General features: G+C 39.1%; 14 protein-coding genes. 9 read left to right on the top strand and 5 right to left on the bottom strand.

Features of this window, described 5'->3' with window-relative positions:
- Positions 1-1,833, bottom strand: a complete 1,833-nt coding sequence (locus AC27IF_RS05105) for a carbamoyltransferase family protein (RefSeq protein ID WP_487052657.1) — start codon at positions 1,831-1,833, stop codon at positions 1-3.
- A 179-nt stretch (positions 1,834-2,012) separates the two neighbouring features.
- Between AC27IF_RS05105 and AC27IF_RS05100 the strand changes: the two genes are divergently transcribed.
- From AC27IF_RS05100 to AC27IF_RS05090, 3 genes are read left to right on the top strand one after another with little or no spacing between them, the layout of a single operon-like run.
- Positions 2,013-3,899, top strand: coding sequence for an SGNH/GDSL hydrolase family protein (locus AC27IF_RS05100; RefSeq protein ID WP_487052656.1), 1,887 nt, complete (start codon positions 2,013-2,015; stop codon positions 3,897-3,899).
- Between the two features lie 6 nt (positions 3,900-3,905).
- Positions 3,906-5,690, top strand: a complete 1,785-nt coding sequence (locus tag AC27IF_RS05095; RefSeq protein ID WP_487052655.1) for an SGNH/GDSL hydrolase family protein — start codon at positions 3,906-3,908, stop codon at positions 5,688-5,690.
- Positions 5,691-5,725: 35 nt separating this feature from the next.
- Positions 5,726-6,418 (top strand): GDSL-type esterase/lipase family protein, encoded by a 693-nt coding sequence (locus AC27IF_RS05090; RefSeq protein WP_487052654.1) that lies wholly within the window; start codon positions 5,726-5,728, stop codon positions 6,416-6,418.
- Positions 6,419-6,465: 47 nt separating this feature from the next.
- Here AC27IF_RS05090 and AC27IF_RS05085 read toward each other — a convergent pair whose 3' ends face one another.
- Positions 6,466-8,433, bottom strand: coding sequence for an alpha/beta hydrolase family protein (locus AC27IF_RS05085; RefSeq protein ID WP_487052653.1), 1,968 nt, complete (start codon positions 8,431-8,433; stop codon positions 6,466-6,468).
- A gap of 212 nt (positions 8,434-8,645) precedes the next feature.
- Here AC27IF_RS05085 and AC27IF_RS05080 point away from each other — a divergent pair, with 212 nt between their 5' ends.
- The gene (locus tag AC27IF_RS05080) at positions 8,646-12,833 is read left to right on the top strand and encodes an alpha-1,6-glucosidase domain-containing protein (protein WP_487052652.1); all 4,188 of its coding nucleotides are present in this window, start codon (positions 8,646-8,648) and stop codon (positions 12,831-12,833) included.
- A gap of 142 nt (positions 12,834-12,975) precedes the next feature.
- Here AC27IF_RS05080 and AC27IF_RS05075 read toward each other — a convergent pair whose 3' ends face one another.
- Complete coding sequence (locus AC27IF_RS05075) at positions 12,976-14,817, bottom strand: DUF885 domain-containing protein (protein ID WP_487052651.1); 1,842 nt, start codon at positions 14,815-14,817, stop codon at positions 12,976-12,978.
- A gap of 218 nt (positions 14,818-15,035) precedes the next feature.
- Here AC27IF_RS05075 and pulA point away from each other — a divergent pair, with 218 nt between their 5' ends.
- Positions 15,036-17,840, top strand: coding sequence for a pullulanase-type alpha-1,6-glucosidase (gene pulA / locus AC27IF_RS05070; RefSeq protein WP_487052650.1), 2,805 nt, complete (start codon positions 15,036-15,038; stop codon positions 17,838-17,840).
- A gap of 24 nt (positions 17,841-17,864) precedes the next feature.
- Here pulA and AC27IF_RS05065 read toward each other — a convergent pair whose 3' ends face one another.
- Positions 17,865-18,737 carry a 1-acyl-sn-glycerol-3-phosphate acyltransferase gene (locus AC27IF_RS05065; RefSeq protein ID WP_487052649.1) on the bottom strand — a complete coding sequence of 291 codons (873 nt, stop codon included), beginning with the start codon at positions 18,735-18,737 and terminating at the stop codon, positions 17,865-17,867.
- Positions 18,738-18,962: 225 nt separating this feature from the next.
- Between AC27IF_RS05065 and AC27IF_RS05060 the strand changes: the two genes are divergently transcribed.
- The 4 genes from AC27IF_RS05060 (at position 18,963) to panP (ending at position 23,371) form a co-directional block, all read left to right on the top strand.
- Positions 18,963-19,892 carry an ABC transporter ATP-binding protein gene (locus AC27IF_RS05060; RefSeq protein WP_487052648.1) on the top strand — a complete coding sequence of 310 codons (930 nt, stop codon included), beginning with the start codon at positions 18,963-18,965 and terminating at the stop codon, positions 19,890-19,892.
- Between the two features lie 4 nt (positions 19,893-19,896).
- Positions 19,897-20,661, top strand: coding sequence for an ABC transporter permease (locus AC27IF_RS05055; RefSeq protein ID WP_487052647.1), 765 nt, complete (start codon positions 19,897-19,899; stop codon positions 20,659-20,661).
- A gap of 13 nt (positions 20,662-20,674) precedes the next feature.
- Positions 20,675-21,376, top strand: a complete 702-nt coding sequence (gene trmB, locus AC27IF_RS05050) for a tRNA (guanine(46)-N(7))-methyltransferase TrmB (protein ID WP_487052646.1) — start codon at positions 20,675-20,677, stop codon at positions 21,374-21,376.
- A gap of 366 nt (positions 21,377-21,742) precedes the next feature.
- The gene (gene panP / locus AC27IF_RS05045; protein WP_487052645.1) at positions 21,743-23,371 is read left to right on the top strand and encodes a pyridoxal-dependent aspartate 1-decarboxylase PanP; all 1,629 of its coding nucleotides are present in this window, start codon (positions 21,743-21,745) and stop codon (positions 23,369-23,371) included.
- An 85-nt stretch (positions 23,372-23,456) separates the two neighbouring features.
- On the opposite strand, the gene panC is transcribed toward panP, so the two are convergent.
- A complete protein-coding gene (gene panC / locus AC27IF_RS05040) occupies positions 23,457-24,311 on the bottom strand; it encodes a pantoate--beta-alanine ligase (RefSeq protein WP_487052644.1) in 855 nt (284 codons plus the stop codon).
- Positions 24,312-24,336: the final 25 nt, after the last annotated feature.

Raw genomic sequence — 24,336 nt, 5'->3', positions numbered from 1 at the left:
TTAATCCAACTCAAATTGATTTAGCTTTGCTTGCTCAATCGCTTCATGGGGCATATCTGCCTTCGATAACAGTACATTTTCCATCACTAAGTAATCCATTTCAGTATTTAAAAAACAATTGATGGCATCTTCAGGGCTGCATACGGGGGGTTCACCGCGAACATTAAAAGAAGTATTAATTAACACACTGCTGTCGGTGAGCGCTTTAAAGGTATTGAGCAATTTGTGAAGATTAGGGTTAGTTTCATAGTGAACTGTTTGTAATCTCGCCGTGTAATCCACATGAGTGATGGCCGGTAAGATTGAGCGTGCTTGATGTAATTTTTCTATCCCTTGCAAGCCATGCTCAACAGGAAGTTTTAACTCATCATTGATATCAGCCACGATTAACATGTACGGACTATCGCCTTTATGCTGAAAATATTTACTGACATCTTCAGCTAAAACAATGGGGGCAAATGGGCGAAATGATTCACGATATTTTATCTTCAAATTCATGACCGACTGCATTTTTTGATTTCGAGCATCTCCTAAGATGCTACGATTACCTAAAGCTCTAGGGCCAAACTCCATCTTGCCTTGAAACCAGCCGACAACATTTCCTTCATCAAGTAATTTCGCCGTTTGTTGCGATAATTCATCTTCAGATAACTGGCTAAAAGGAAGGCTCTTATCTTGCAAGGTTTGACAGATTTCATCCGCGCTAAAACTGGGGCCTAAATATGCCCCTTGCATCAAGTTATTTTGTTGCTTCTTGCCGTCATAATAATGATGCCACGCTACTAAAGCGGCACCTAAGGCGCCACCCGCATCACCGGCAGCCGGTTGTATCCAAACATTTTCAAAAGGACCTTCACGTAAAATTCGTCCATTAGCAACACAATTAAGCGCAACGCCACCGGCAAGGCATAAGTTTTTACTGGTGGTTAAAGTCGATAAATGCTGAACAATTTTAAGTACTATTTCTTCGGTAACTACTTGGATAGAGCGGGCGAGGTCCATTTCTTTTTGTGATATCTCTGATTCACCCCTTCGAGGCGCACCACCAAATAATTGATCAAATTTGGCGTTAGTCATGGTGCTTCCGACAGCAAAGTCAAAGTAAGACATATCTAATACAAAGCTGCCATCATCTTTAACATCAATTAGCTTTTCGAAAATGGTATTGACATATTTAGGCTCACCAAATGGCGCTAACCCCATAAGTTTATATTCACCGGAATTTACCTTAAAACCGGCATAATAGGTAAATGCTGAATAGAGTAACCCTAAAGAATGTGGAAATTGAATTTCCCAAAGGGGAGTTAAGCGCTCATCACTTCCTTGCCATGCTGACGAGGTTGCCCATTCGCCGACACCATCAAGGCACAATACCGCCGCGTCGTTATAGGGGCTTGGGAAAAATGCTGAGCCTGCATGAGATAAGTGATGTTCGCTAAATAATAGCTGTGGCAATTTCGCTTTTTTATCTAAACCTGCCATTAATCTTAATTCACGGCGTAAAACACTTTTTAAATAGAGTTTTTCTTTGAGCCAAATCGGCATAGCACGAATAAAGGAGCGAATACCACGAGGCGCATGAGCAAAGTAAGTTTCTAACAAGCGTTCGAATTTGAGTAAAGGCTTATCGTAGAAAATAATGCTGTCGATATCGTTGATCGTACAATTGGCTTGCGATAAACAAAACTGAATTGCTTGAGCAGGAAACTCAGGATCATGTTTTATGCGAGAAAACCTTTCCTCTTGAGCGGCAGCAACAATTTCACCATCATGTATTAGTGCAGCGGCGCTATCGTGATAAAAAGCTGAGATACCGAGTATTTTTGTGGTCATAAGTTATTTATTTCTACTGCTGTTAAATCGTAACGACAACTCCCTTGGATTATAGGCACAAAAAAGTACGAAAAGCCATGCGCTGCAAACGTATTCAATACTCTGAGCCTTGCAATAATTAGTACTGTTAAGTAGGGTGTTATCATTGGTTAAATCACTGCTCGTGAGTATTCATTTCTGTGTCAAAATTTACCGTTAAAAAGCTTAGTTTTTATTTAATCTTGTTTGCTATGCCTTTTATCTTATTGCTATTAGTCGAGTTGACGCTCAGGGGCGTAGGATTTGGTGAAGAAATTCCTTTATTTATTCCGGTTGAACAGGAAAAAGACACTCGTTCGCCTTTGTATCTTCAACCTAATCCAAAGGTGATTAATCGCTATTTTGCCAACGAAAAACTCGCTCCTAAAGTTAGCCCTGATACGGTTTATTTTAACAAACATAAATCGACTGACAGCTTTCGGATATTTATACAAGGTGGCTCTACTGCTGCAGGCTTCCCTTATGGCAGGTGGGCATCGTTACAAGGCATGCTAGAGCAGCGCTTTAAACGAATTTACCCAGATAAAAATATTGAAATTATCAATACGGCTATGGCGGCAGTTAATAGTTATACCTTGCTTGATTTTGTTGATGAAATTATTGAACAACAACCAGATCTGGTTCTCATCTATGCTGGTCATAATGAGTATTTAGGCGTTATGGGCGTTGGCTCAGCATTCGCGGCTAAAGGAGGTCGACTGACGACCTTACTGCATTTAAAGTTTAAAAATTGGCGTATCTATCAATTATTGCAAAGCGTGTATTTTGCCTTGTTGTCAAGCGATGAGCAGGCGGTAAAAACCGATAAAACGTTAATGTCGCAAGTGGTGAAGGAAAAAGAAATTCGCCTAAATAGTGATTTATACCAACGGGGTATTGAGCAGTTTACTGAAAATATGTCGTTAATTATCAGTAAATATCGTCAGGCTGGCATACCGATTGTGCTGGGTAATTTAGTCAGTAATGAAAGTGGTCAAGTACCTTTTACTAGCGTGGGTAAAGTCGATTGGCCGTTATATAAAAAACTATTAGCTCAGCAAAGCAAAGAGCAAATTGCAGCGAATATAGTCAAATTACAGCAAGCTATAGCTCGAAATAAAATGGCGGTCAGTTATTATCAATTAGGTTTAAACCTAGAGCTTATAGGCAAATATCAAGAGGCAAAACAAGCATTTATTACCGCTAAAGATTTAGACTTATTACGTTTTAGAGCGCCCAGTGAATTTAATACCATTGTTAAAACATTAGCGGTGAAGCATAAACTTTATTTTGCCGGTGTTAATAGCAGGTTTATAGCAAGTAGTGCTAATGGCATTATCGGCAACTCACTTATTTTAGAGCACCTTCATCCGACAGTGTCGGGGTATTTTGAATTAGCAGAAGCTTATGTTGATGTCATAAATAACGAGCAGCTGATTAAGACCACAGCTCAAAATTACCCCAGTGAACAAGCTCGTTTAGATGTGCCTGTGAGTAAAGTAGACAAGCTCTATGGCGACTTTGTTATAGCGAAACTCATGAATGATTATCCTTTTGTAGCAACAAGTCAGCAGCATGACAATATTGAGTTACCAGCAAGTGAATCATTTGAAAAACAAGCCTTGATTAAGCGCATTAAAAATGACAGTTGGCTTGGCATACAAAAAAACTTACTGGTTAAGTATCAACAAGCGCAAGATATCCCAGAAGCGGCAAAAGTGGCTGGCGCTATCAGTACGGCGATGGTGGATAATCATAAAGCCTCTTACATAGCGGGTCAGCTTTATCAGCAAATGAACGATTGGCAGTTAGCCCGTTTTTATCATCAAAAAGCATATAATAATCAAACGTTAACTGAAAAAGAAAAAGTAAAATATGCACTGGTGCTAGCACAAGATTACTTTATGTTGAAACAATACACTCACAGCATGGATATTTTAAATACCGCTAACGAAATAGTGCCTAATACTTCTCCTTTAAAAGCAAAAATATCGCAATATTTACGTAATACAAAACGAGCAATGACATTAAATGAACCTACAGATTAACAGCCAATGATAAACAAAAAACGAATTTATCAAGTTATCGCCCTTAGTATTCCGGTGGCATTTTTTGTCATACTTGAGCTTGGGTTACGTGCTTTTGATTATGGCCGAGAGCTGTCATTGTTTATTGATTATCCGGCTAATGAAAAATCGACAGCGCCAGATTATTTATTACCAAGACCTGACGTAGTAAAACGTTATTTTCCTGAGGGTTCTACAGCGCCGAATGTCACCATTGAGACGAATTTTTTCTTAAAGAATAAGCCTAAAGATGGTTTACGTATTGTCGTACAGGGTGGCTCAACAGCGGCTGGCTTTCCTTTTGGTTATGGGGCATCAATTGCCGGCATGTTGGACTATCGTTTAAAGCAGAGTTTTCCTGATAACCATGTCGAGGTCATTAATACTGCACTGTCAGCCGTTAATAGTTACACCATTTTAGATTTTGTTGATGAGATCATTGAACAACAGCCCGATGCGGTATTAATTTATGCCGGCCATAACGAATACTTAGGTATTTTGGGTGTCGGCTCTGCCTATACTGCTGCTAATTCGTCAGCAGCAACCTTGTTATATTTAAAGTTAAAAGGCTTGAGGCTTTTTCAATTACTGCAAAATATTTATTGGCAATTTAGTCACTCAGATGCACCTCAAAGTACTGTTGAAGATAAACGCGCCTCTCGCACTTTTATGTCTAAAGTGGCGAAGCATAAAAATATTCCTTATGGCTCAGCATTATATAACGCTGGTTTAGCCCAATTTCGCACGAATATTTCTTTGGTGATTGATAAATACCAAGCGGCGGGCATTCCGGTATTTATTAGCTCTATTGCCAGCAATTTATCCCATCAAGCGCCGTTTAGCTCTACAGCAACTACCATCGCAGGTAAAGAGAATGAAGACAGTGCGGAGCTATTTTTTCAACAAGGACAGAAAGCATTCGCGGCACAAGATTATCAACAAGCTAAACAGTCATTTATTAAGGCAAGAGATCTCGATTTATTACGTTTTCGAGCGCCTAGTGAAATGAATACCGTTATTGCGGATTTAGCGAATGATGACCATGTCTATTTTGTCGATAGCTTACAAGCTTTAAATCGTCATGCTGAGCATGGCATTATTGGTAAGTCGTTAATGTTAGAGCACTTACATCCGACGATAAAAGGGTATTTTATTATTGCTGATAGTTTTTATCAGGCAATTGATGAGTCAGCTATATTCGGTAAGTTTCCTCGCACCATATCAAGACAAGCCGCCGAGAAAGATGTCCCTGTTTTTGACTCAGAAGTGTATTGGGGTAAAGCGAAAATTGCCGGTTTAATGGCCGATTATCCTTTTACTGATCAGCCTCAAAAGCCACGGCTACCCGTAGTGAAAACGTGGAGTGATAAATTAGGTTTAGCGGCTTATAAAAAACAGGCTAGCTGGCTGACGATAGCTTCAGAAAATTTAGCGCGCTCGAAAGGAAAAAACTCGGCTTTATATGTAAAATCAGCCAAGTTACTCAGTGATGCCATGCCTTTTGATGCGCCAAATAATTACCGTGCAGGTATTGCGTTAATTAATACAAAGCAATATTCGCAAGCCCAACGTTATTTAATACGGGCAATTGAGATTGATGAAAGTAATATTAATTATCAGCTAGCACTGAGCCATGCTTACCTTGAGCAAGGAAAGTTAACATTAGCCATTCCTTATCTAGAGTCGGTGCTGAAAATAGCGCCAACGAATGTAACGGCGAATGATGTTTTACCTAAAATAAAAGCCCACTTAGCCAAGAAGGGTAAATCATAAAACTAAGTAAATTGTAATTTATCAGGAGAGTGAGTTTGAATATTATTAAAGTATTACTATTAGGCGTTGGGTGTTTTGCGTTGAACCTAGCTGCTCAGCAACTACCCGCTGTTTATAAGTCGCCTTTGGCCTTCTCTAAGGAAGTGGAAAAGCTAATATCCCTTGATGAAAAAGTAAAAGTTCAGCCAAATGGCGTGGTGATCACAGGCAGTTCTAGTGTGCGGTTTTGGCAAAGCATCCACCAAGATTTTACCAATATCAATGTTACTTCTCGTGGCTTTGGTGGCAGTAATATGAATGATTTATTGCATTTTTCCCATGAGTTAATTACTCAATATAAACCTCGAGCAGTCGCTATTTATGAAGGGGATAATGATATAGCCCAAGGTATTTCACCGAAAAAAATTGTCAGTACTTTTATTGAACTGAAAAATAAATTAAGAGAAGAATTACCTGAGCTTAGGGTTTACTTTATATCGATTAAACCGAGTATTGCCAGACAGAAAATGTGGCCAGATATGGTGAAAGCTAATCAATTAGTTGCTCAGGTTTGTGAAAAAGATTTAGCGTGTACTTATATCGATGTTGCTAGTCATTTGCTCAGTGATGGTTTACCTAAGCAAGATATTTTTATCGGTGACGGTTTGCATTTAAACGCTAAAGGCTACCAGTTATGGTCACAAGCTATTGTGCCTGTTATTGAGGGTAAAGAAGCCAACAATAAGTAAAGGTAAAGCTTATTGTTGGCAGGTTTTTATTTTGTTAATCGTTGGCTTTATTCTTTTAAATGTTTATCGAAAAAGTTAACCATCTCTTCAAGCGTTTGCATTCTATGGGCTTGCACACTTAAGTGATGGTTAGCATCTTCAATTTCAACATAACGAACATCTTTATCATGATCTGATAGTTCATCCGCCATTTCACGACTATGCTTTACGGGAACCACTTTGTCGTCGGTACCATGAATTAACAAAATAGGAATATTAATGTTTTTAGCAAAATTCACTGGTGAAGCCGCTTCTAGTTTATCGCTATCAGTACCCATTTGCTTTCGCACAATCTTCTTATTAGTAAAATGACGAGCATCTCTAACAATCAGCTCAAGGTCTGAAACGCCAGCAAAGCTTGCGGCACATTTAAAGCTGTCAGCATGTTTAACTGCAGCCATCAATGCTGCGTAGCCACCATAACTTGCACCGCCAATACAAACTTTATCTGAGTTAATATTATGGCTGGTGATTAACCACTTCGCAGCATCTTGTAAATCGTCCTGCATAGCTTGCCCCCAACCTTCAATAGAGGCCATTTCAAAGTCATAACCATAGCCTGAAGAGCCTCGAAAGTTTGGTTGAAATACTACATAGCCACGATTAGCTAACAGCTCAGCCCAATAGTCAAAACCTGCATAATCACGCGCCATAGGGCCGCCATGAGGCAAGATAATGGCAGGGAGTTTGTCTTTATCAGAGCTGTTGACGGGTTTAGTGATATAACCTTCAATGTTTAAACCGTCTCTAGCCTTGTAATGCACTAGTTGCTTGCTGGCATAATTCGTTTCATTGATGTCAGGGTATGAGCTAGCAATGTACTCTAAACTTTTTTTGTTTCTATCTCCTAAGTAATAATCACCAGCTCTTTTGCTTGAACTGGAATATAAAATATATCTTTTCATATCTCTGGACATACTAATGATGGTGTTATCAGAATCTGGAATACCTTTGTTTAAGGCTTTTTTAAAGGCAATATACTCTTTATCCCAATAGATTTTATTATCAGAATCACCTTCATGACTTAAACCCACAACTGCGCCAGTTTTAGGAGAGTAAATTAATGAGCCATTCACATCGTATTTATCATCAGAGTAGACTAATTCACGAGCGAGTGACTTATCTTGTAAATCCACTTTGAAAATAGCGTTTCTTCCGTCATGCAAAGCTCGTATGTAAAGAATATTGGGATCGGCGTCAAAGCCAAGTACATGAACAACCTCTTTCTCAAAAACTTCGTAAGACCAAAGATCTCTATCAATCTCGCCATCAACGTCAAAAAGTTTATAACGGACATGCGTTTCATCGACTTCATAGCTTATTCTTGCTCTACCTTGTTGATCGGCAACCCAATCGTCGATATAACTTTTGGCTTTTTTAATTCGTGAGCGTCTATTCGAACGAATATTTACTTCATATAAAGACGGCTTGTTGCGTATATCAAAATCTATCGCCATCAAAATTTTATCTTCTTCATCGGGCATCAAGCTGATGATATTGTCTTGAAATTGGGCGTTGAACTCTCCTTTAGCGTCTTTAGGTTTTATTAACAAAGTGAGTTTTTTATCTGTTGATAAGTCAACTTTATATAAGCGAGTAGAGGTATATTTGATCGTTCTTTGTCGAGAAGTATATGCTGCGCTCACTAACAACACGTCATCGTTAGCCCAGGTGTACCAATTTAAGCGAACATCAAGATTATCTGCTTGTAGTACTGGCGTTTGATCACCGGTTTTGAGGTTGTAAGCCATTAAGATTAATGTGCCATTGAGGTTTTTTACCATCGCAAGGGCGTTACCACTGGGAGATAATTTAACATTACTCATGCTAGGTAAACTACCGTAAGCGCTAACAGGTAAGCTTTGCTTATTGGAAGCAATAGCAAAACTAATTGATGATGAAAATATAAGTAGACAGCTAATGATGCTGGTGAATATTCCTTTACATATAAAATTGTTATGGCGTTGATAACTCATTTTATTCCTTAATATAAAGTTATTATTGTTGGATGTTATTTGTACCATGGTTCAATTTTATTTTCTAGTTGTTGCGTTAACGGTTCACTTTATGAATACGTATGTAATGATAATCGCGTAAGTGTTGAATACGTATGTAGTCGCTATTAAATAGTATTTTTTAGTTTTAGCATGAGGTATTACGTCAAAAATATAATAAATAGGACAAAATTTTGATATTACCAACAAGTATTAAAAAGCTCTTAATATGTACAGCGCTTACTACCACGGTTGTTTCCTGTGGCGGCGGCGGTGGATCAGATGATGGTGGCGGTACTACGCCTCCTCCAGTAACACCGACTAATAACACCCCCACGGTGAGTTCTCTGACGGTTGAAATAAGTGACTCTTCAGCAACTTACACATGGGCAGTGGCTGATGCTGATGGCGATGCTTTAACTTGTGTGTTAAATCCAGGCGACGGAATAGACAGCGTAAACATTGCGGATTGCTCGGCAACGACATCCGCAACAGTTGTGTATGAGACTGCCGGTAGCTACACAGCAAATTTGCAAGTTAGCGATCCTGATAATGCTTCTAGTAATCAAGATTTAAATATTACCATCGAAGATACTTCATTACCTGAGCCTGTTGTTACTGCCGGTGACAATGAAGTCGTTATTTTCTATAACCGTACCGATGCTGATTATACCGATTGGGGCTTGCACTTATGGGCGAATGAAAATTGTGGCGCCTATGGTGGCGAAGATATTGATTGGGCAGCACCACAGGCAAAATCCGGTGATGATGAAAACTATGGTGCGTACTGGGTAGTTAGCTTAAAAGCAGATTATGAGCAAAGTGATTGTTTAAATTACATAATGCATAAGGGTGATCAGAAAGCGCCGAATGATGCCGATCAACAAGCGATCTTATCAGGCAGTAGAATGTTGTGGTTAATTGATGGCGTGAGTGAAATTTTTACTGAGCCGACATTAGCACCTTCAGGCGTTGTGATTAAAGATACTGCGGCACATTGGGCAACTGTCGATACAGTGTTTTGGAATACATCTGATAATGCGGTTGCTAAAATTCGCCTTTATAGTTCATCAGAAAATGATTTAGGTTTTGATGGCGAAACAGGGATAAGTGGTGACAACTATATTGAGTACATGCCAGCTACTAATGCTGCGGATGACTTGGGTATGCCAAGATATAACGCTTTGGAAGCTTTCGAAGCAACCAACCCTGATGTAGATAAAGCTAAGCAAATGCTAACAGGTAAATTGTTAGCGATTGCTTATGATGGTGATGATGCGGTACTCGCAGCGACTTATGTGCAAACACCACGTGTACTTGACGCTTTGTATACTTCGGGTAATGAAGATGCCAATGAAGCTGTGCTTGGTTTAAGTTATACCGATACAGAAATTTCAGCAAGTCTTTGGGCACCAACGGCTAAACAAGTTTCTTTGCAAATATTCAATGCAGAGAAAGCGCTACAAAGTACAGAAACTATGGTGCTCAATAGTGAAACCGGTGTGTGGTCTTTTACTTTGCCTATCGCAAATGATCGATTATTTTATCGTTACCAGCTAGATGTTTACCATCATCAAAATTTATCATTTGAAAGCATCTGGTCAACAGATCCTTACTCAGTATCTTTATCAACAAACGGTATGTACTCGCAGTTTGTTAATTTAACAGATGCAGACTTAAAACCAGCAGACTGGGGAACCCACTCTGTACCTACTATTGCCGATATTGAAGATGCGATTATCTATGAAGGCAATATTCGTGACTTTAGTGTTCGTGATACCAGTACCAGTGCGGCTAACCGAGGTAAGTATTTAGCCTTTACCGAAGATGCTTCTGTGCCAGTTACACATTTGAAGTCGCTGGTTACTGCCGGTTTAACTCACTTTCAAATTTTACCTGCTAACGATATTGCCAGTGTAGAAGAAGATTATAGTAAGCAAATCAATTTAACCAATACGGTCGCTGAGCTTTGTGCCATTAACGCGAGCGCACCTGTATGTGGTGTTGAAGATGATGCGGACACCTTAGAATCAGTATTTGTTAGTTATGACACGAGTACCGAGCAAGCAAAAACCTTAACCGAAGCCATTCGCGATATTGACGGTTATAACTTTGGTTATGATCCTAAGCATTTTAATGCGCCTGATGGTGCCTTTGCCAGTGATTCTGACGGTGCTAGCCGTGTTTTAGAAATGCGCTCAATGATTAAGGCACTACATGATATGGGCTTACGAGCTTCTCTAGATGTAGTGTATAACCATACTAACTCAGCAGGTTTATGGGACAACTCAGTATTAGATAAAGTAGTGCCCGGCTACTATTATCGCCGTGATTTAACCACAGGTAATGTTTTCAATGAAACCTGTTGTCAAGATACGGAAACTGAACATAAGATGATGGATAAGCTAATGGCTGACTCCTTAGTTTTATGGGCAGAAGAATATAAGTTTGATGCTTTTCGTTTCGACATCATGGGTAGCCATTCAAAAGATTCTATCCTTAATGCCCGCACAGCAGTACAAGCTGTAGATGCCGATACCTACTTTTACGGTGAAGGTTGGGGACGTTCAGATCAAGGTTATGAACAAGCAGCGCAATATGAAATGGCTGACTCAGAAGTTGGGACATTTAATGATAGACCACGTGATATTATCCGCGGCGCGTCATTATTTAACGACTCGGCGAGCTTAAATGATCAAGATATTATGCGTTTAGGTTTATCGGGTACGCTTCAAGATTATCAGCTACAAGATAGCAGCGGTACTATCAAGTCAGGTAAAGACTTTTCACAGTCATCTTATGCTAAAGATCCTGCAGATATCATTAACTACGTTTCAAAGCACGATGGTTCCACTTTATGGGATAAATTACAGTATGGCTTAGCTACCGACATGTCGGTAGATGACAGAGTTCGTGCACAAAATATCGCCATTACTATGCCGCTGTTAAGTCAAGGTATTCCATTTTTACAAATTGGTGGCGATTTAATTCGCTCTAAATCAATGGATAAAAACAGCTATAACAATGGTGATTGGTATAACTGGGTTGATTTCACTAAAAACAGTAATAACTGGAATGTGGGTTTACCGGTAGAGATTGATGACGGTAAAACTGTCGATGACGTTAAGGCGTTAATTGCTAATGCTGAAACAAGTGTACAGGCAAGTGATATTGAATTTGCTGGTAATGTTTTTCAAGAGTTTCTTGCCATACGTAGCGCGAGTAAATTATTTAGTTTAGCAAGCGCACAAGATGTTTATGACCGTGTTGGTTTTCATAATACCGGTGCTAGTCAAACCAAAGGTTTGATAGTAATGAGTCTCGATGATGGTACAGGCTTCACTGATTTAGATGCAAATAACGATGCTATTGTTGTGGTAATCAATGGTAGTGATGCCGAGCAATCACATGCAGTACCAACAGCAACAGGGTTTGAACTGCATAGTGTCCAACAAACATCTGTTGATACTGCTGTGCAAACCGCGAGTTTTACCGTTGGTGCTAACGATGGTACTTTCACGGTTCCTGCATTAACTACGGCTGTTTTTGTGAAGCCTCAAGGTGGTAGTCAAGGCGCTGGATTAGCTGCAGGCGCTACACGCGATGCACCAGATATCGCTCCATACGGCAACAACACTATTTATATTCGTGGTTCAATGAATGATGATGGCAATTCAGGTTTTGATGCTGATGATACCTTTACTTATGATGGCAACGGTATTTATAGCTTAGACACAACGCTGCTAGCTGGCGCGCAAACTTTTACCATTACTTCGGTAGATTCTGTTGCAGTAGATTTAGGTTTTAGTGATGTGAGTATTAGTGGTAGTTCAATTGCTGTTACCGATAATGCTGATAGCATGGAATTTACTGCCGATGCTGCGGGTAGCTTTACATTTAAGTTAAATGCATCAGGTGCTACGCCAGAATTATCGGTTAGTAGTGTTTCGCCAACGGTAGATTGTACCGCACTGCTGGACTCTGCCGACCCTATCCCATTTACTATTGCTGGTGACGGTGAGCTTTATGTGAAAGGTGATCATTCAGGATGGAACGCTGAAGAAGCTTATCGTCTGCATTATAAGGGAAATAATGTTTATCAAGCGGTGGCTGATTTTGATGGTGCTATGCAATTTAAATTAGCATCAAGTGATGGCAGTTGGACCACACAACTATGGGCACAAGCTGATGGTGGCGGTATTAATGGTGAAGATTTAGCGGTTGGTATTAGTTACCCTGTAGCCTATGAAGGCGCAGGTACGGATAATAACCAAGCAACATTAGCTGCAGGTACCTATAGCTTTATGTTAACGCTTGATGAAGCTAACCCAGCACAAGGTGCTAATGTTGGCTCATTAATTATTCAACAGTGTCAGCCTTAGTTTAATAGTGTATAAAAAAAGCCGAGCAAGGTAACTTGCTCGGCTTTTTTGTGAAGTTAATCAAATAAGCATTTTAAAGCGCGAACAAGTTCCCGCCTACTTTATAAACTCAATACGTAGGTGGGATTTTAATCGTGCCAATTTATAAATTGCTTTCGATATATTTATCGACTAAATCTTCAAGTACATTCAATGGCACTGGACCATTACTCAAGACCACTTCATGGAATTGGCGAATATCAAATTTATCACCTAACGCTTTTTTCGCTTTAGCTCTAATTTCAACAATTTTTAACATCCCCACTTTATAAGCGGTTGCTTGAGAAGGCATGACTACATGACGTTCAGCCATTTTTACTGCATCAGATTTTGCATTGGGGGTATTATTGACGTAATAATTTAAGCCTTCCTCAACTGTCCATTTTTTAACGTGAATACCGGTATCAACTACCAATCGACAAGCTCGCCATAACTCCATCGCTAAACGGCCAAAATCTGAATATGGGTCTTGATAAAAACCAATTTCTTTTGGAATTAGCTCAGAATATAGTCCCCAACCTTCAACGTAGGCGGTATATCTACCAAAACGTCTGAATTTAGGAATACCGGTTAGCTCTTGTTTTATCGCTATTTGCATGTGGTGACCTGGAAGTCCCTCATGATAGGCTAATGCCGCCATTTGATAAGTCGGCATGGCTTCCATTTTATATAAATTGGCATAATAGAAACCAGGGCGAGAGCCATCTGGTGCCGGTTGCTGGTAAAAGGCTTTACCCGCTGATTTTTCTCTAAATGCTTCGACACGTTTAACCACTAGCTCTGCTTTAGGCTTAGTAATGAATAATTCGTCTAAGTGACCCTTCATTTCATCAATAAGGGCGGTGGCTTCATTTAAATACTGCGTTCTTCCTGCTTCATCATCGGCATAATAAAACTGTTTATCATGACGCATAAATTCAAAGAATTCGTTCAAATCACCTTCAAAATTAACTTTTTTCATAATATCGCGCATTTCATTATGAATTCGGTCAACTTCTTTTAAGCCAATGCTATGGATTTCATCGGCAGTTAAATCTGTTGTTGTGGTGCGTTGTAAAGCATTATTGTAATAGGCTTCACCATCAGGGAACTTCCATGCACCGTCGCGTGTGTCAGCTACTTTTTCAAGATCTTTTAAATAAGTCACTAATGAAGAGTATGCCGGTTTTACTTGCGATAATAATGCTTTGTTGGCATCACTGATCAATGTTTGTTTTTCTTCAGCGCTGATCTCAAGCTTATTAACTTTCTTGCTAAAGTCTGCCAACAAAGTACTGTCAGTTCCTTCTTCAAAAGGTGCGCCTTTTAAGATGTTTTCAGAGTCTCTGATCACATGAGCAAAAACAAATTTCGGGGCGATAATTCCTTTTTCTTGACGAATTTTCAGTTGCTCAACCAGTTGCTCGATAAGTACTTCGATACCCACTAGGCGCGAAATATAATCTTGAGCTTGTTTAACATCAACAATCGAGTGCTGGTTAATCAAAAATGCCGGGATACCTGAGTGTAAACCGTACATTTGATTAACTGGGTATGTATGAAAGCGCCATTTATAATCAGCAATTTCATTTTCTAGTTTTTGAATTAATAACTGATGAGACAACTTAGTCTGTGCATCTAAACCAGAAGGATCAATCGCCTGGACACGTATTAAATCTTGCTTGGTAATATTTAGCTCTTTTAGGCTATTTTCTTCAGAGATATCATTCCATTTACCGTAATCTTTTTTTATGCCTAAATAAGTTTGCATCATAGGGCTACGATCAACGCCGGCATCAAAGATTTCATCGAATAATTGATTAGCTTGTTGTGATGCATTCATTTCAGCAGGACTTTCAATACTGGCTGGTTTTTTATCTGCAGTCGCTGTTGGCGATGGAGGGGTGCAGGCAGCAATAAAAATGCTGGTAAGTGCAACACATAGTAATGATTTTTTAAAAGGCATAGATCTTCCTAATTTATTTGGGTGACATAGTTTGTACTTAATTATCAGTATTAGGCAATAGCATAACGATAAAAACGCTAAATTTTGCGATTAATAAATGTATTTAGTCTCTTTAGGTTAGTTGGCGTTGAATACGTATGCACTCTGGTGAAATTAGTTTGTTTCTGTAGCTGTACCGAGTAAGTTAATAGCAATAAAAATTAACAAGAATTGCTATTATGACAAAGACTTCAAAATCACTTCTGACCTATGCAGCACTTTCTGCTTCGATATTGTTAGCTGCCTGTGGTGATAACCCAAAATCTGGTGGGGCTGAATCAACAACACAGCTTAATGCTAGCATTGCCCAAGCGTTAGCCAGCCAAGCCACTTCAAGCTCTGCTCACTGGTTAACCCCTGAATTATTGGTTATGCCAAAGTCTGAAGATAAAGTGCTATATCAGCTGATAAATACTGCCCAAGGTAACTTTGATGCCATTACTTTATCGACGGCAGCACTCCCTAAGGCAATAGTTGAAAAATTTCCCCATTTAGCGGATTTTCAAGCCTATCAAGTGCCGCTGTCAGCCTCGCAAGCAAAAACTTGGCTAAAACAAGAGTTACTTGTCGTTGCACTGAATAAAGCGGCAGAAGTAAAAAATGTTTCTTTTGTACAAACCGGTGCGGTGATTGATACGCTATATACACAAGGGGATAACGATGCCGATGAGGTTACTGATTTAGGTGCGACTATTACCTCAGACACTGTTAATTTTAAGTTATGGGCGCCAACCGCACAACAAGTTGAGTTACTGTTGTTTAATGATGACTTAACACCAGCTTCGACACCGAAACTAGCTATGGTTGAAGATAGCCATACAGGTGTTTGGTCAACGTCTGGGGATAAATCGCTTAGCGGCGCTTATTATCAATATCAAATAACGGTCTACCATCCTGAAACACAAAAGATTGAAACACTTGTTACCACAGACCCGTATTCTTTAAGTTTGTCAGTCAATAGTGAGTTTTCACAAGTGGTGGATTTAAATGATGATTCAACTAAGCCTGAAAATTGGGAGAATCATCAGGTACCTAGTATCAAAAATGTTGAAGATAATATTTTCTATGAAGTACATATTAGAGATTTTAGCTTTGACGATACCGCACTTTCCTCTGATGAAATTCGTGGTAAATACCAAGCTTTTAGTGAACAAGAATCGAATGGTATTAAACATTTAAAAGCGCTTAAACAAGCCGGTTTAAACAATATTCATTTATTACCTACTTATGATTTGGCTAGCATTAACGAAGATTCGTCACAAGTGGTGGATATTAATGACACCATTGCCGTCGTTAAAGGAAAAGTTTGTGCTGATGCGCCTACTATCAGTATTTGTGTTGAAGAATATAATGAAAAGCAAACGTTAAAATCTTTATTAGCAAGCTTTGATGTCAGCACTGAACAAGCACAGTTAGTCGTGAGTGAGCTACGTCAATTTGATAATTTTAACTGGGGCTATGATCCTTTTCATTATACGGTTCCAGAAGGAAGTTATGCGTTAAATCCTCAAGGGAAAAGTCGTTTAGTTGAATTTAGACAAATGGTTCAAAGCATTCATGAATTAGGCTTTAGAGTCATTATGGATGTAGTTTACAACCATACTTTTCAGTTTGGCTTAGCCGAAAAATCTGTATTAGATAAAATCGTTCCGGGTTATTACCATAGATTAAATATTATGACAGGTATCGTAGAGCAATCTACCTGTTATACCTGTGGTAACACGGCTACTGAGCGAGCGATGATGGCAAAACTGATGACTGATTCGTTAGTGACTTGGGCCCGAGATTACAAAATTGATGGCTTTCGTTTTGATTTAATGGGTCACCAAACCAAAGCGGCTATGCTGTCGGCAAGAGAAGCGGTTCGCGCAGTAGATAGTGACACCTACTTCTATGGTGAAGGGTGGAACTTTGGTGAAGTAGCCAATAACAGTCGTTTTGTTCAAGCCAGTCAATTAGAGCTAGGGGGCACTGAAATTGGTACCTTTAGTGATAGATTACGTGATGCAGTGCGCGGCGGTGGTAACAATACCCGTGATTCACAGGGCTTAGGTAATGGCTTATTGCTTTTACCGAATGAGAAACAAACTAAAGCAGGAGCAGAGCGAGAATTCTCAGAGCGTATTGACCAATTACGTGTTGGTTTAGCGGGCAACTTAGCGACTTTTCCAATTAAAGCGCTTAATGGAAAAATAGTACTAGGTAAGGATGTTCCTTATGGTGATCAACCGACAGGTTATGCTTTAGATCCGGCCGATACCATTAATTATGTTTCTAAGCATGATAATCAAACATTATGGGATAATAGTCAGTATCGTTTAGCTTTTGATGTGTCGACTGAAGATAGAGTAAGAATGCACGTACAAAGCTTGTCATTCACTTTATTCGCACAAGGCATTCCATTTTTACATATGGGCAGCGAGTTCTTACGCTCTAAATCTTTCCTAAGAGATAGTTACGATTATAGTGATTGGTTTAACCGCGTTGATTTTTCGAAACAAAATAACTACTACAATATTGGCTTACCACCAGCAGATAAAGATCAAGATAACTGGCCTTTAATTGCAGAGGTATTAAAAGGTCACGAAGGTCGAGATCATGTTGAAGCTAATCATATTGAGCTAAGTAGTGAGTTGTTTAAAGAAATGTTAGCCATTCGTATGAATTCGCCACTGTTTAGACTCACCACAGCGACAGATATTATTGATAAAGTGAGCTTTCTCAATACGGATAATGCTCAGCTTGGTTTAATCGTAATGAAAATTGACGATACTAAAGGCCAGCGTATTGATGAAAATGTTGAGGGCTTAATCCTAGTCTTTAATATGAGTGATAAAGTGCAAACCTTTGCTTATCCTCAGGCGAGTGAATATCAATTGCATGCTATCCAGAAAAATAGTGTCGATAATCTTATTAAACAAAGTCGCGCTGATAAGCAAGGCTTTACGGTGCCGGCCTTATCGAGCGCTGTGTTTGTTAAATAACCTAGGTTAAATCATTTGTGCGTGTTAAAGCGTAGGTGATAAATGCAATACGTAGCCCTTACCAGCAAATGTTAGCTGGTAAGTGGTTTCATTGCTGTTGTTAGATTTAGTGTGCTTTTCTAGTAAACCTTTTTCTACTAATAACGTTAACATTTGGCCTGATAGCTCTGCTAGTTTAGCTTTGGTGTTAATTTCCATTTGAGTGGCAACACCTTTAAATGAATAAAGCGCGCGAATTATAGCGGCTTCTGACTCTGATATTGATGGTAACTGGCCACTATAGGGAGGATATTGATCTTTAGGGTATTTACCGTGAACACTTTTATATGATGCTTGCATCGCTTGAATATCTTCTTCTTTGTCACCGGTAAGTTGAAAGGTATGAAAAACACCGGCTTCTTTGCTTAAGTAGTCTACTTTCGCAAGAAAAATAGGCAAATTACAGCCCTCAGCCACATGATAAAACCCTGTCTTCCATTTTTTTACTGAGCCACGAGTACCTTCTGGTGTGAATAAGAAAAAAATTCGTTGGCCTTTTTGAGAATCAATAAAAGCTTTTATTTGTTCAACCTGTCCTTGACCGTTAGGAGAGCGATCAATTGGCATTGCTCCCATCCACATTAACAATTTTCCCAGTACAGGGGTTTTGCACATACTGTCTTTGATTGAGAAATAAATTTTAACATCGTGGAAAATGGCAGCACCGAGTGCATAAATAAAATCCCAATTCGAAGTATGAGGCGCGGCAATAGTAACACCTGCACCTTCAGGTGGATATTTACATACTTTCCAACCTGCTAATTTAAACCACAGGGTGAAGATTGATTTTAAAAAGTATTTAGTGAAAATTCCGTCGAAAATGGTTTTTTCGCGAATTGATAGCGTGTTTTTTGACATGTATTTAATCGATAAAAAGGAAATTGAAACCAATGTTAGCAATTATAGCATAAGCAGTTTCAGTACGTATCTAACCATTATCAAGCTTTTATGATTAACTATTTTATTCGCTATTAGCTTTTTAAAAACGGATTTGCTAATAGGGTTGAAATTATAATTAATAGCACCATATTAAACAGCCCAAGAGACAGTAGTTTTCTTCGAGAATTTTAACAAGGTAAGCCCATGACTTATGCATTAGAAATTTCTGATTTAGCCAAAACCTACAAAGGCGGTTTTCAGGCACTTAAAGGTATTGATTTACGTGTAAAACAAGGTGATTTTTTTGCTTTGCTTGGCCCTAACGGTGCCGGTAAATCAACTACGATTGGCGTGATCACTTCACTAGTCAATAAAAGCCAAGGGCAGGTAAAAGTTTATGGTCATGATATTGATAGCGACTTAGAAAAGGCAAAGTCATTTATTGGCTTGGTTCCGCAAGAATTCAACTTCAGTCAGTTTGAACCGTTAATGAATATTTTAGTTAACCAAGCGGGCTATTATGGTGTTACTCGAAAAGTTGCTATTGAACGAGCAGAAAAGTATTTAAAACAGTTAGAGTTATGGGATAAACGTAACGTTGCCGCTCGGACTCTCTCTGGTGGAATGAAACGCCGATTGATGATAGCGCGAGCGTTAATGCATGAGCCTAAAATGTTGATTTTAGATGAGCCAACCGCCGGTGTTGATATTGAAGTGCGCCGAGATATGTGGGAATTTTTACGTGAACTCAATGAAGAAGGTATTACTATAATTCTTACCACGCATTATCTTGAAGAAGCAGAGATGTTATGTCGAAATATCGCCATTATTGATGGTGGCGAAATCGTTGAAGATACCAGTATGAAAGCCTTGTTATCACAATTAGATATTGAAACCTTTGTGTTAGATTTAGATTGTCAAGATCAAGAAGTTAGCCTCAATGATATCGAGCATAGGTTTCTAGATAGTCATACATTAGAAGTCGATTTACATAAAAAGCAAACCCTTAATCAAGTATTTGAACAGTTATCAACACAAGGTGTCGGCGTGTTAAGTATGCGTAATAAAAGTAACCGCTTAGAAGCCTTGTTCGTTAACCTCATCTCAAAAAAATCAACAGCAGTCGAGGCTTAATATTATGAATAACTCCATCGCCTTAAAAAGTATTTTACATAAAGAAATTCAGCGCTTTATGCGTATATGGGTGCAAACCTTAGTGCCACCAGCAATTACTATCAGTTTGTATTTTGTTATCTTTGGCTCGCTAATTGGTTCGCGTATAGGAGAAATGGGCGGTTTTGACTATATGTCATTTATCGTACCTGGCTTAATTATGATGAGTGTTATTACTAACTCATACTCTAACGTTGCCTCATCATTTTTTAGTGCTAAATGGCAACGCAATGTTGAAGAAATGCTTGTTGCGCCTGTTCCTAACTGGGTGATTGTAGCCGGCTATGTTGGTGGTGGTATGGCACGTGGCATTTTAGTCGGCCTAATTGTTACCTTGGTCTCACTATTTTTTGTTGATATCAAGATTCATAATATTTGGATTATCATTGCGACAGTGTCGCTAACTTCTGCGACTTTCTCGTTAGGTGGCTTGATTAATGCCATCTTTGCCGGAAGTTTTGATGATATCTCGATAATTCCTACTTTTGTCTTAACACCATTAACTTACCTTGGCGGTGTGTTCTATTCAATCAGCTTATTACCTGATTTTTGGCAAGGCGTTTCGCAAATCAATCCAATAGTCTATATGGTGAATGCCTTTAGATATGGATTCTTAGGTATCTCAGACGTCAACATTACCACTGCATTTGCAGTAATTGGCTTCTTCATTGTGACATTATTTACTGTTGCCATGACGTTAATTAGCAAAGGCATTGGCTTACGAAGTTAAAGGGAAGTTGCAGATGACAAAAGATATAACGGGTGATTCTAAAGCGATTATTTCTAATCAAGATGGCATACATGAAAAGCTTGATGAAGTGGTAGAAAAACATCTATCACATCCATTTCAAAAGCCTTATCAAGAGCATACTAAGCAAGCTTTTGCTGAAATGGATAGTCATGTACAAGCTTTTTTAGCGGCTAATCCTGAAGGTGAGATTATTTTAGACGCCTGCTGTGGCGTTGGCCAAAGTACACGTTTATTAGCAGAAAAAAATCCACAGGCCATAGTGATTGGTGTTGATAAATCTGCGCATCGCATCAATAAAAATGTTGAAGGTTTTTCTGAAGAAGACGGTTATCAAGCAAATAATTACCATCTTGTTCGAGCCGATTTAAATGACTTTTATCGCTTAGTAAAAGACGCGAATTGGCCTGTTGCTTTGCATTATATTTTGTACCCTAATCCTTGGCCTAAATCAAAACATTTACAACGACGCTGGCATGGTAGTGCGGTATTTCCGCAGATGACGAGTATCGGAAAAACGCTTGTTTTGCGTAGTAATTGGCCTTTGTATTTACAAGAGTTTCAACAAGCTGCAGCCAAAGTAAATTTATCGGGCGAAATAGTTAAACTTCAAGATATTGAGCAGCCATTAACGCCTTTTGAGGCAAAATACCAAGCTAGTGGGCAAGATTGCTGGCAGTTGGTACTTAATCGTTAAGGGGTAATATTTACTATTTAATAGTGATATTGACTACTGTTGGGTATTTGCTATTAATGGTGTTTTGTTAAAATTAACTATAAATCATGATGTTAGTGTTTTGGCATGACAGTTGATTACTTTTTATTATTATTTAAATATTAAAAAGGAAAATGCCATGAAAGCGGTTAAAAATGAAATATTGTTGATAGTGTTTGTGCTAATTAGCGGTATTCAAGCAGGTTTAATTTACGCCAGTACAATGGTTAATTAGCAGCTAAATAGTCACTATCAATACGCTTTATTCTGAAAATAGAAGACTTTTATGCATTTTTTCATTAAAGTGCCACAATTAAATGAACTCCTTAGTGGCTTTTAACCGTAACGATGAAGCAGAGCAAACGTACAGCACAAGCATCAAATGAATCTTTACATAGAATTTTCACTGTTGCTGAAGCACCCGATTCAACTTTAGGGTTAATTGAACAAGAAATGTCCCACAACCTTGTTGGCTTTCTTAATAACCATATTGTTGCCAGTAAAAATGCTTTAACGGATATAGAGCAAGACTTTATTAGTCCAAACATACCAGAGCAACCTGAGTTTGTTTCTGATCATATGCGCCACTTGTTAGATAAACTCGTTGCGCAATCGGTACATACTGCAAGCCCTAGCTTTATTGGTCATATGACCTCAGCATTACCTTCTTTTATCTTACCTTTATCTAAACTCATGGTTGGCTTAAATCAGAACCTAGTTAAGGTGGAGACCTCAAAAGCCTTTACACCCTTAGAGCGCCAAGTGCTGGGTATGATGCACAACTTGGTTTACCAGCAAGATGAAGATTTCTATCAGGCGTGGATGCACAGTGCCAATCATTCTTTAGGTGCCTTTTGTTCAGGTGGAACGGTTGCGAATATTACAGCCCTTTGGGTGGCACGTAATAAGTTACTGAAAGCGGACGGCGATTTTAAAGGTATTACCCGCTCAGGGTTATTCTCGGCATTACAACATTATGGCTATCAAGGTTTAGCCATTCTAGTTTCTGAGCGAGGTCATTACTCCTTGCAAAAGTCAGCCGATATCTTGGGGATTGGCCAAGACAGTGTCATCGCTATTGAAACAGATGAAAATAATAAAATAGATTGTCAGAAATTAGCGCAAAAGTGTGCAGAGCTTACCGCAAAGAATATTAAAGTATTAGCTATTGTTGGTGTTGCGGGTACCACTGAAACCGGTAATGTTGACCCGCTTGATAAAATGGCCGATGTGGCTGAGCAGTATCAGTGTTTTTTCCATGTTGACGCTGCTTGGGGGGGCGCGACTTTATTATCAAATAAACACCGAGGTCTTCTCAAAGGAATAGAGCGCGCTGATTCAGTGACAATTGATGCCCATAAACAAATGTATGTTCCTATGGGGGCAGGGGTTGTTTTGTTTAAAGATCCCTCTTCAGTAGCTGATATAGAACACCATGCTGAGTATATATTACGAAAAGGCTCTAAAGATCTGGGTAGTCATACGCTAGAAGGCTCACGCCCTGGTATGGCGATGCTAGTGTATGCAAGTTTGCATATTATTAGCCGTCCGGGTTATGAAATGCTTATCAACCAAGCGATAGAGAAAGCAGAATATTTTGCCGATATTATCAATCAGCATGAAGATTTTGAATTGATCACTAAGCCTGAGCTTTGTTTACTCACATATCGCTATGTTCCTAAATCTGTGCAGGCACTATTAGCCAATGTTGACGAACAACAACAGTCAGAGATTAATTTATTGTTAGGTAAATTAACGAAGTTTATTCAAAAGCGTCAGCGTGAAGACGGTCGCTCATTTGTCTCTCGTACTCGTATTCAAGTGGGACGTTATAATGGCGAAAAAGTGATTGTTTTCAGAGTGGTGTTAGCGAATCCATTAACCAGTAAACAAAACTTACATGATATTTTAGCTGAGCAGTGTGTATTGGCTCAAGAAAGTGAAAATTTCTTACCGCAGTTATTGGCGAAGTCTTAAATATTATCGCAACTGAAGTAATTGTAGGTGAGCATTTATGTTGACAAGATATGAAGCTTAAACGCCACCTACAATAGACTAAAACTTACAAGCTAACCGGTAAGTTATCAATGAGTCGTGCTTTACCTAAATACGCGGCAGCGAGAATTACCACTTCTTTATCACTTGGCAGTGCTGGCTCTAGCGTTTGTGCGTGACACAAGTTAATGTAATCAGTTTTTAAGCCTGCCTGTTCAAACTTCTCACTCGCTTGCATGATAAGTGCAGCATAATCTCGAGGTTGATGACTGGCTCGTAACTGTTCACTTAACCATTGTAAGGTTAGATAAAGCGATGGCGCAATTGCCATTTCTTCAGGGGTGAGGTATCCATTACGTGAGCTCATGGCAAGGCCAGAAGTTTCACGAATTATTTCTACCGGAATAATATCCACAGGCATCGATAAATCTTCAACCATGGTTTTAATCACTTGTAGCTGCTGATAATCTTTAGAGCCAAAGCAGGCGACATCAGGTTGTACTAGGTTAAATAATTTACATACAACAGTGGCTACACCTCGAAAATGCCCCGGACGACTAGCGCCACAATGCAAATTAGAAATATTAGGCACTTCAACATAACTATTTTCACCAAACCCTTTTGGATAAATAGTATCGGCTGTTGGGGTAAATAATAAGTCAGTATTCACCGAGATTAAGCTGCTTTTATCTTGTGCTAACGTTCTTGGGTAGTTGTCAATATCTTCACTTAAACCAAATTGCATTGGATTAACAAAAATACTGACAATAACTTTATCCGCATATTTGTGAGCAGACTTTACTAGCGCCAAGTGACCGTCATGCAAATTACCCATAGTTGGTACAAAAGCTATGGTGAGTCCTTGCATTCGCCATTCTTTAACTTGGGCGCGTAAATCTTTAATATTTTCAACTGTGTTCATGATGTTCTTACTTTCTAGATTAGGC

The sequence above is a fragment of the Colwellia sp. KS18-150 genome, assembly GCF_057551365.1.
The sequence above is the reverse complement of the archived record's forward strand: the minus strand, read 5'-3'. Positions and strand labels throughout refer to the sequence as shown.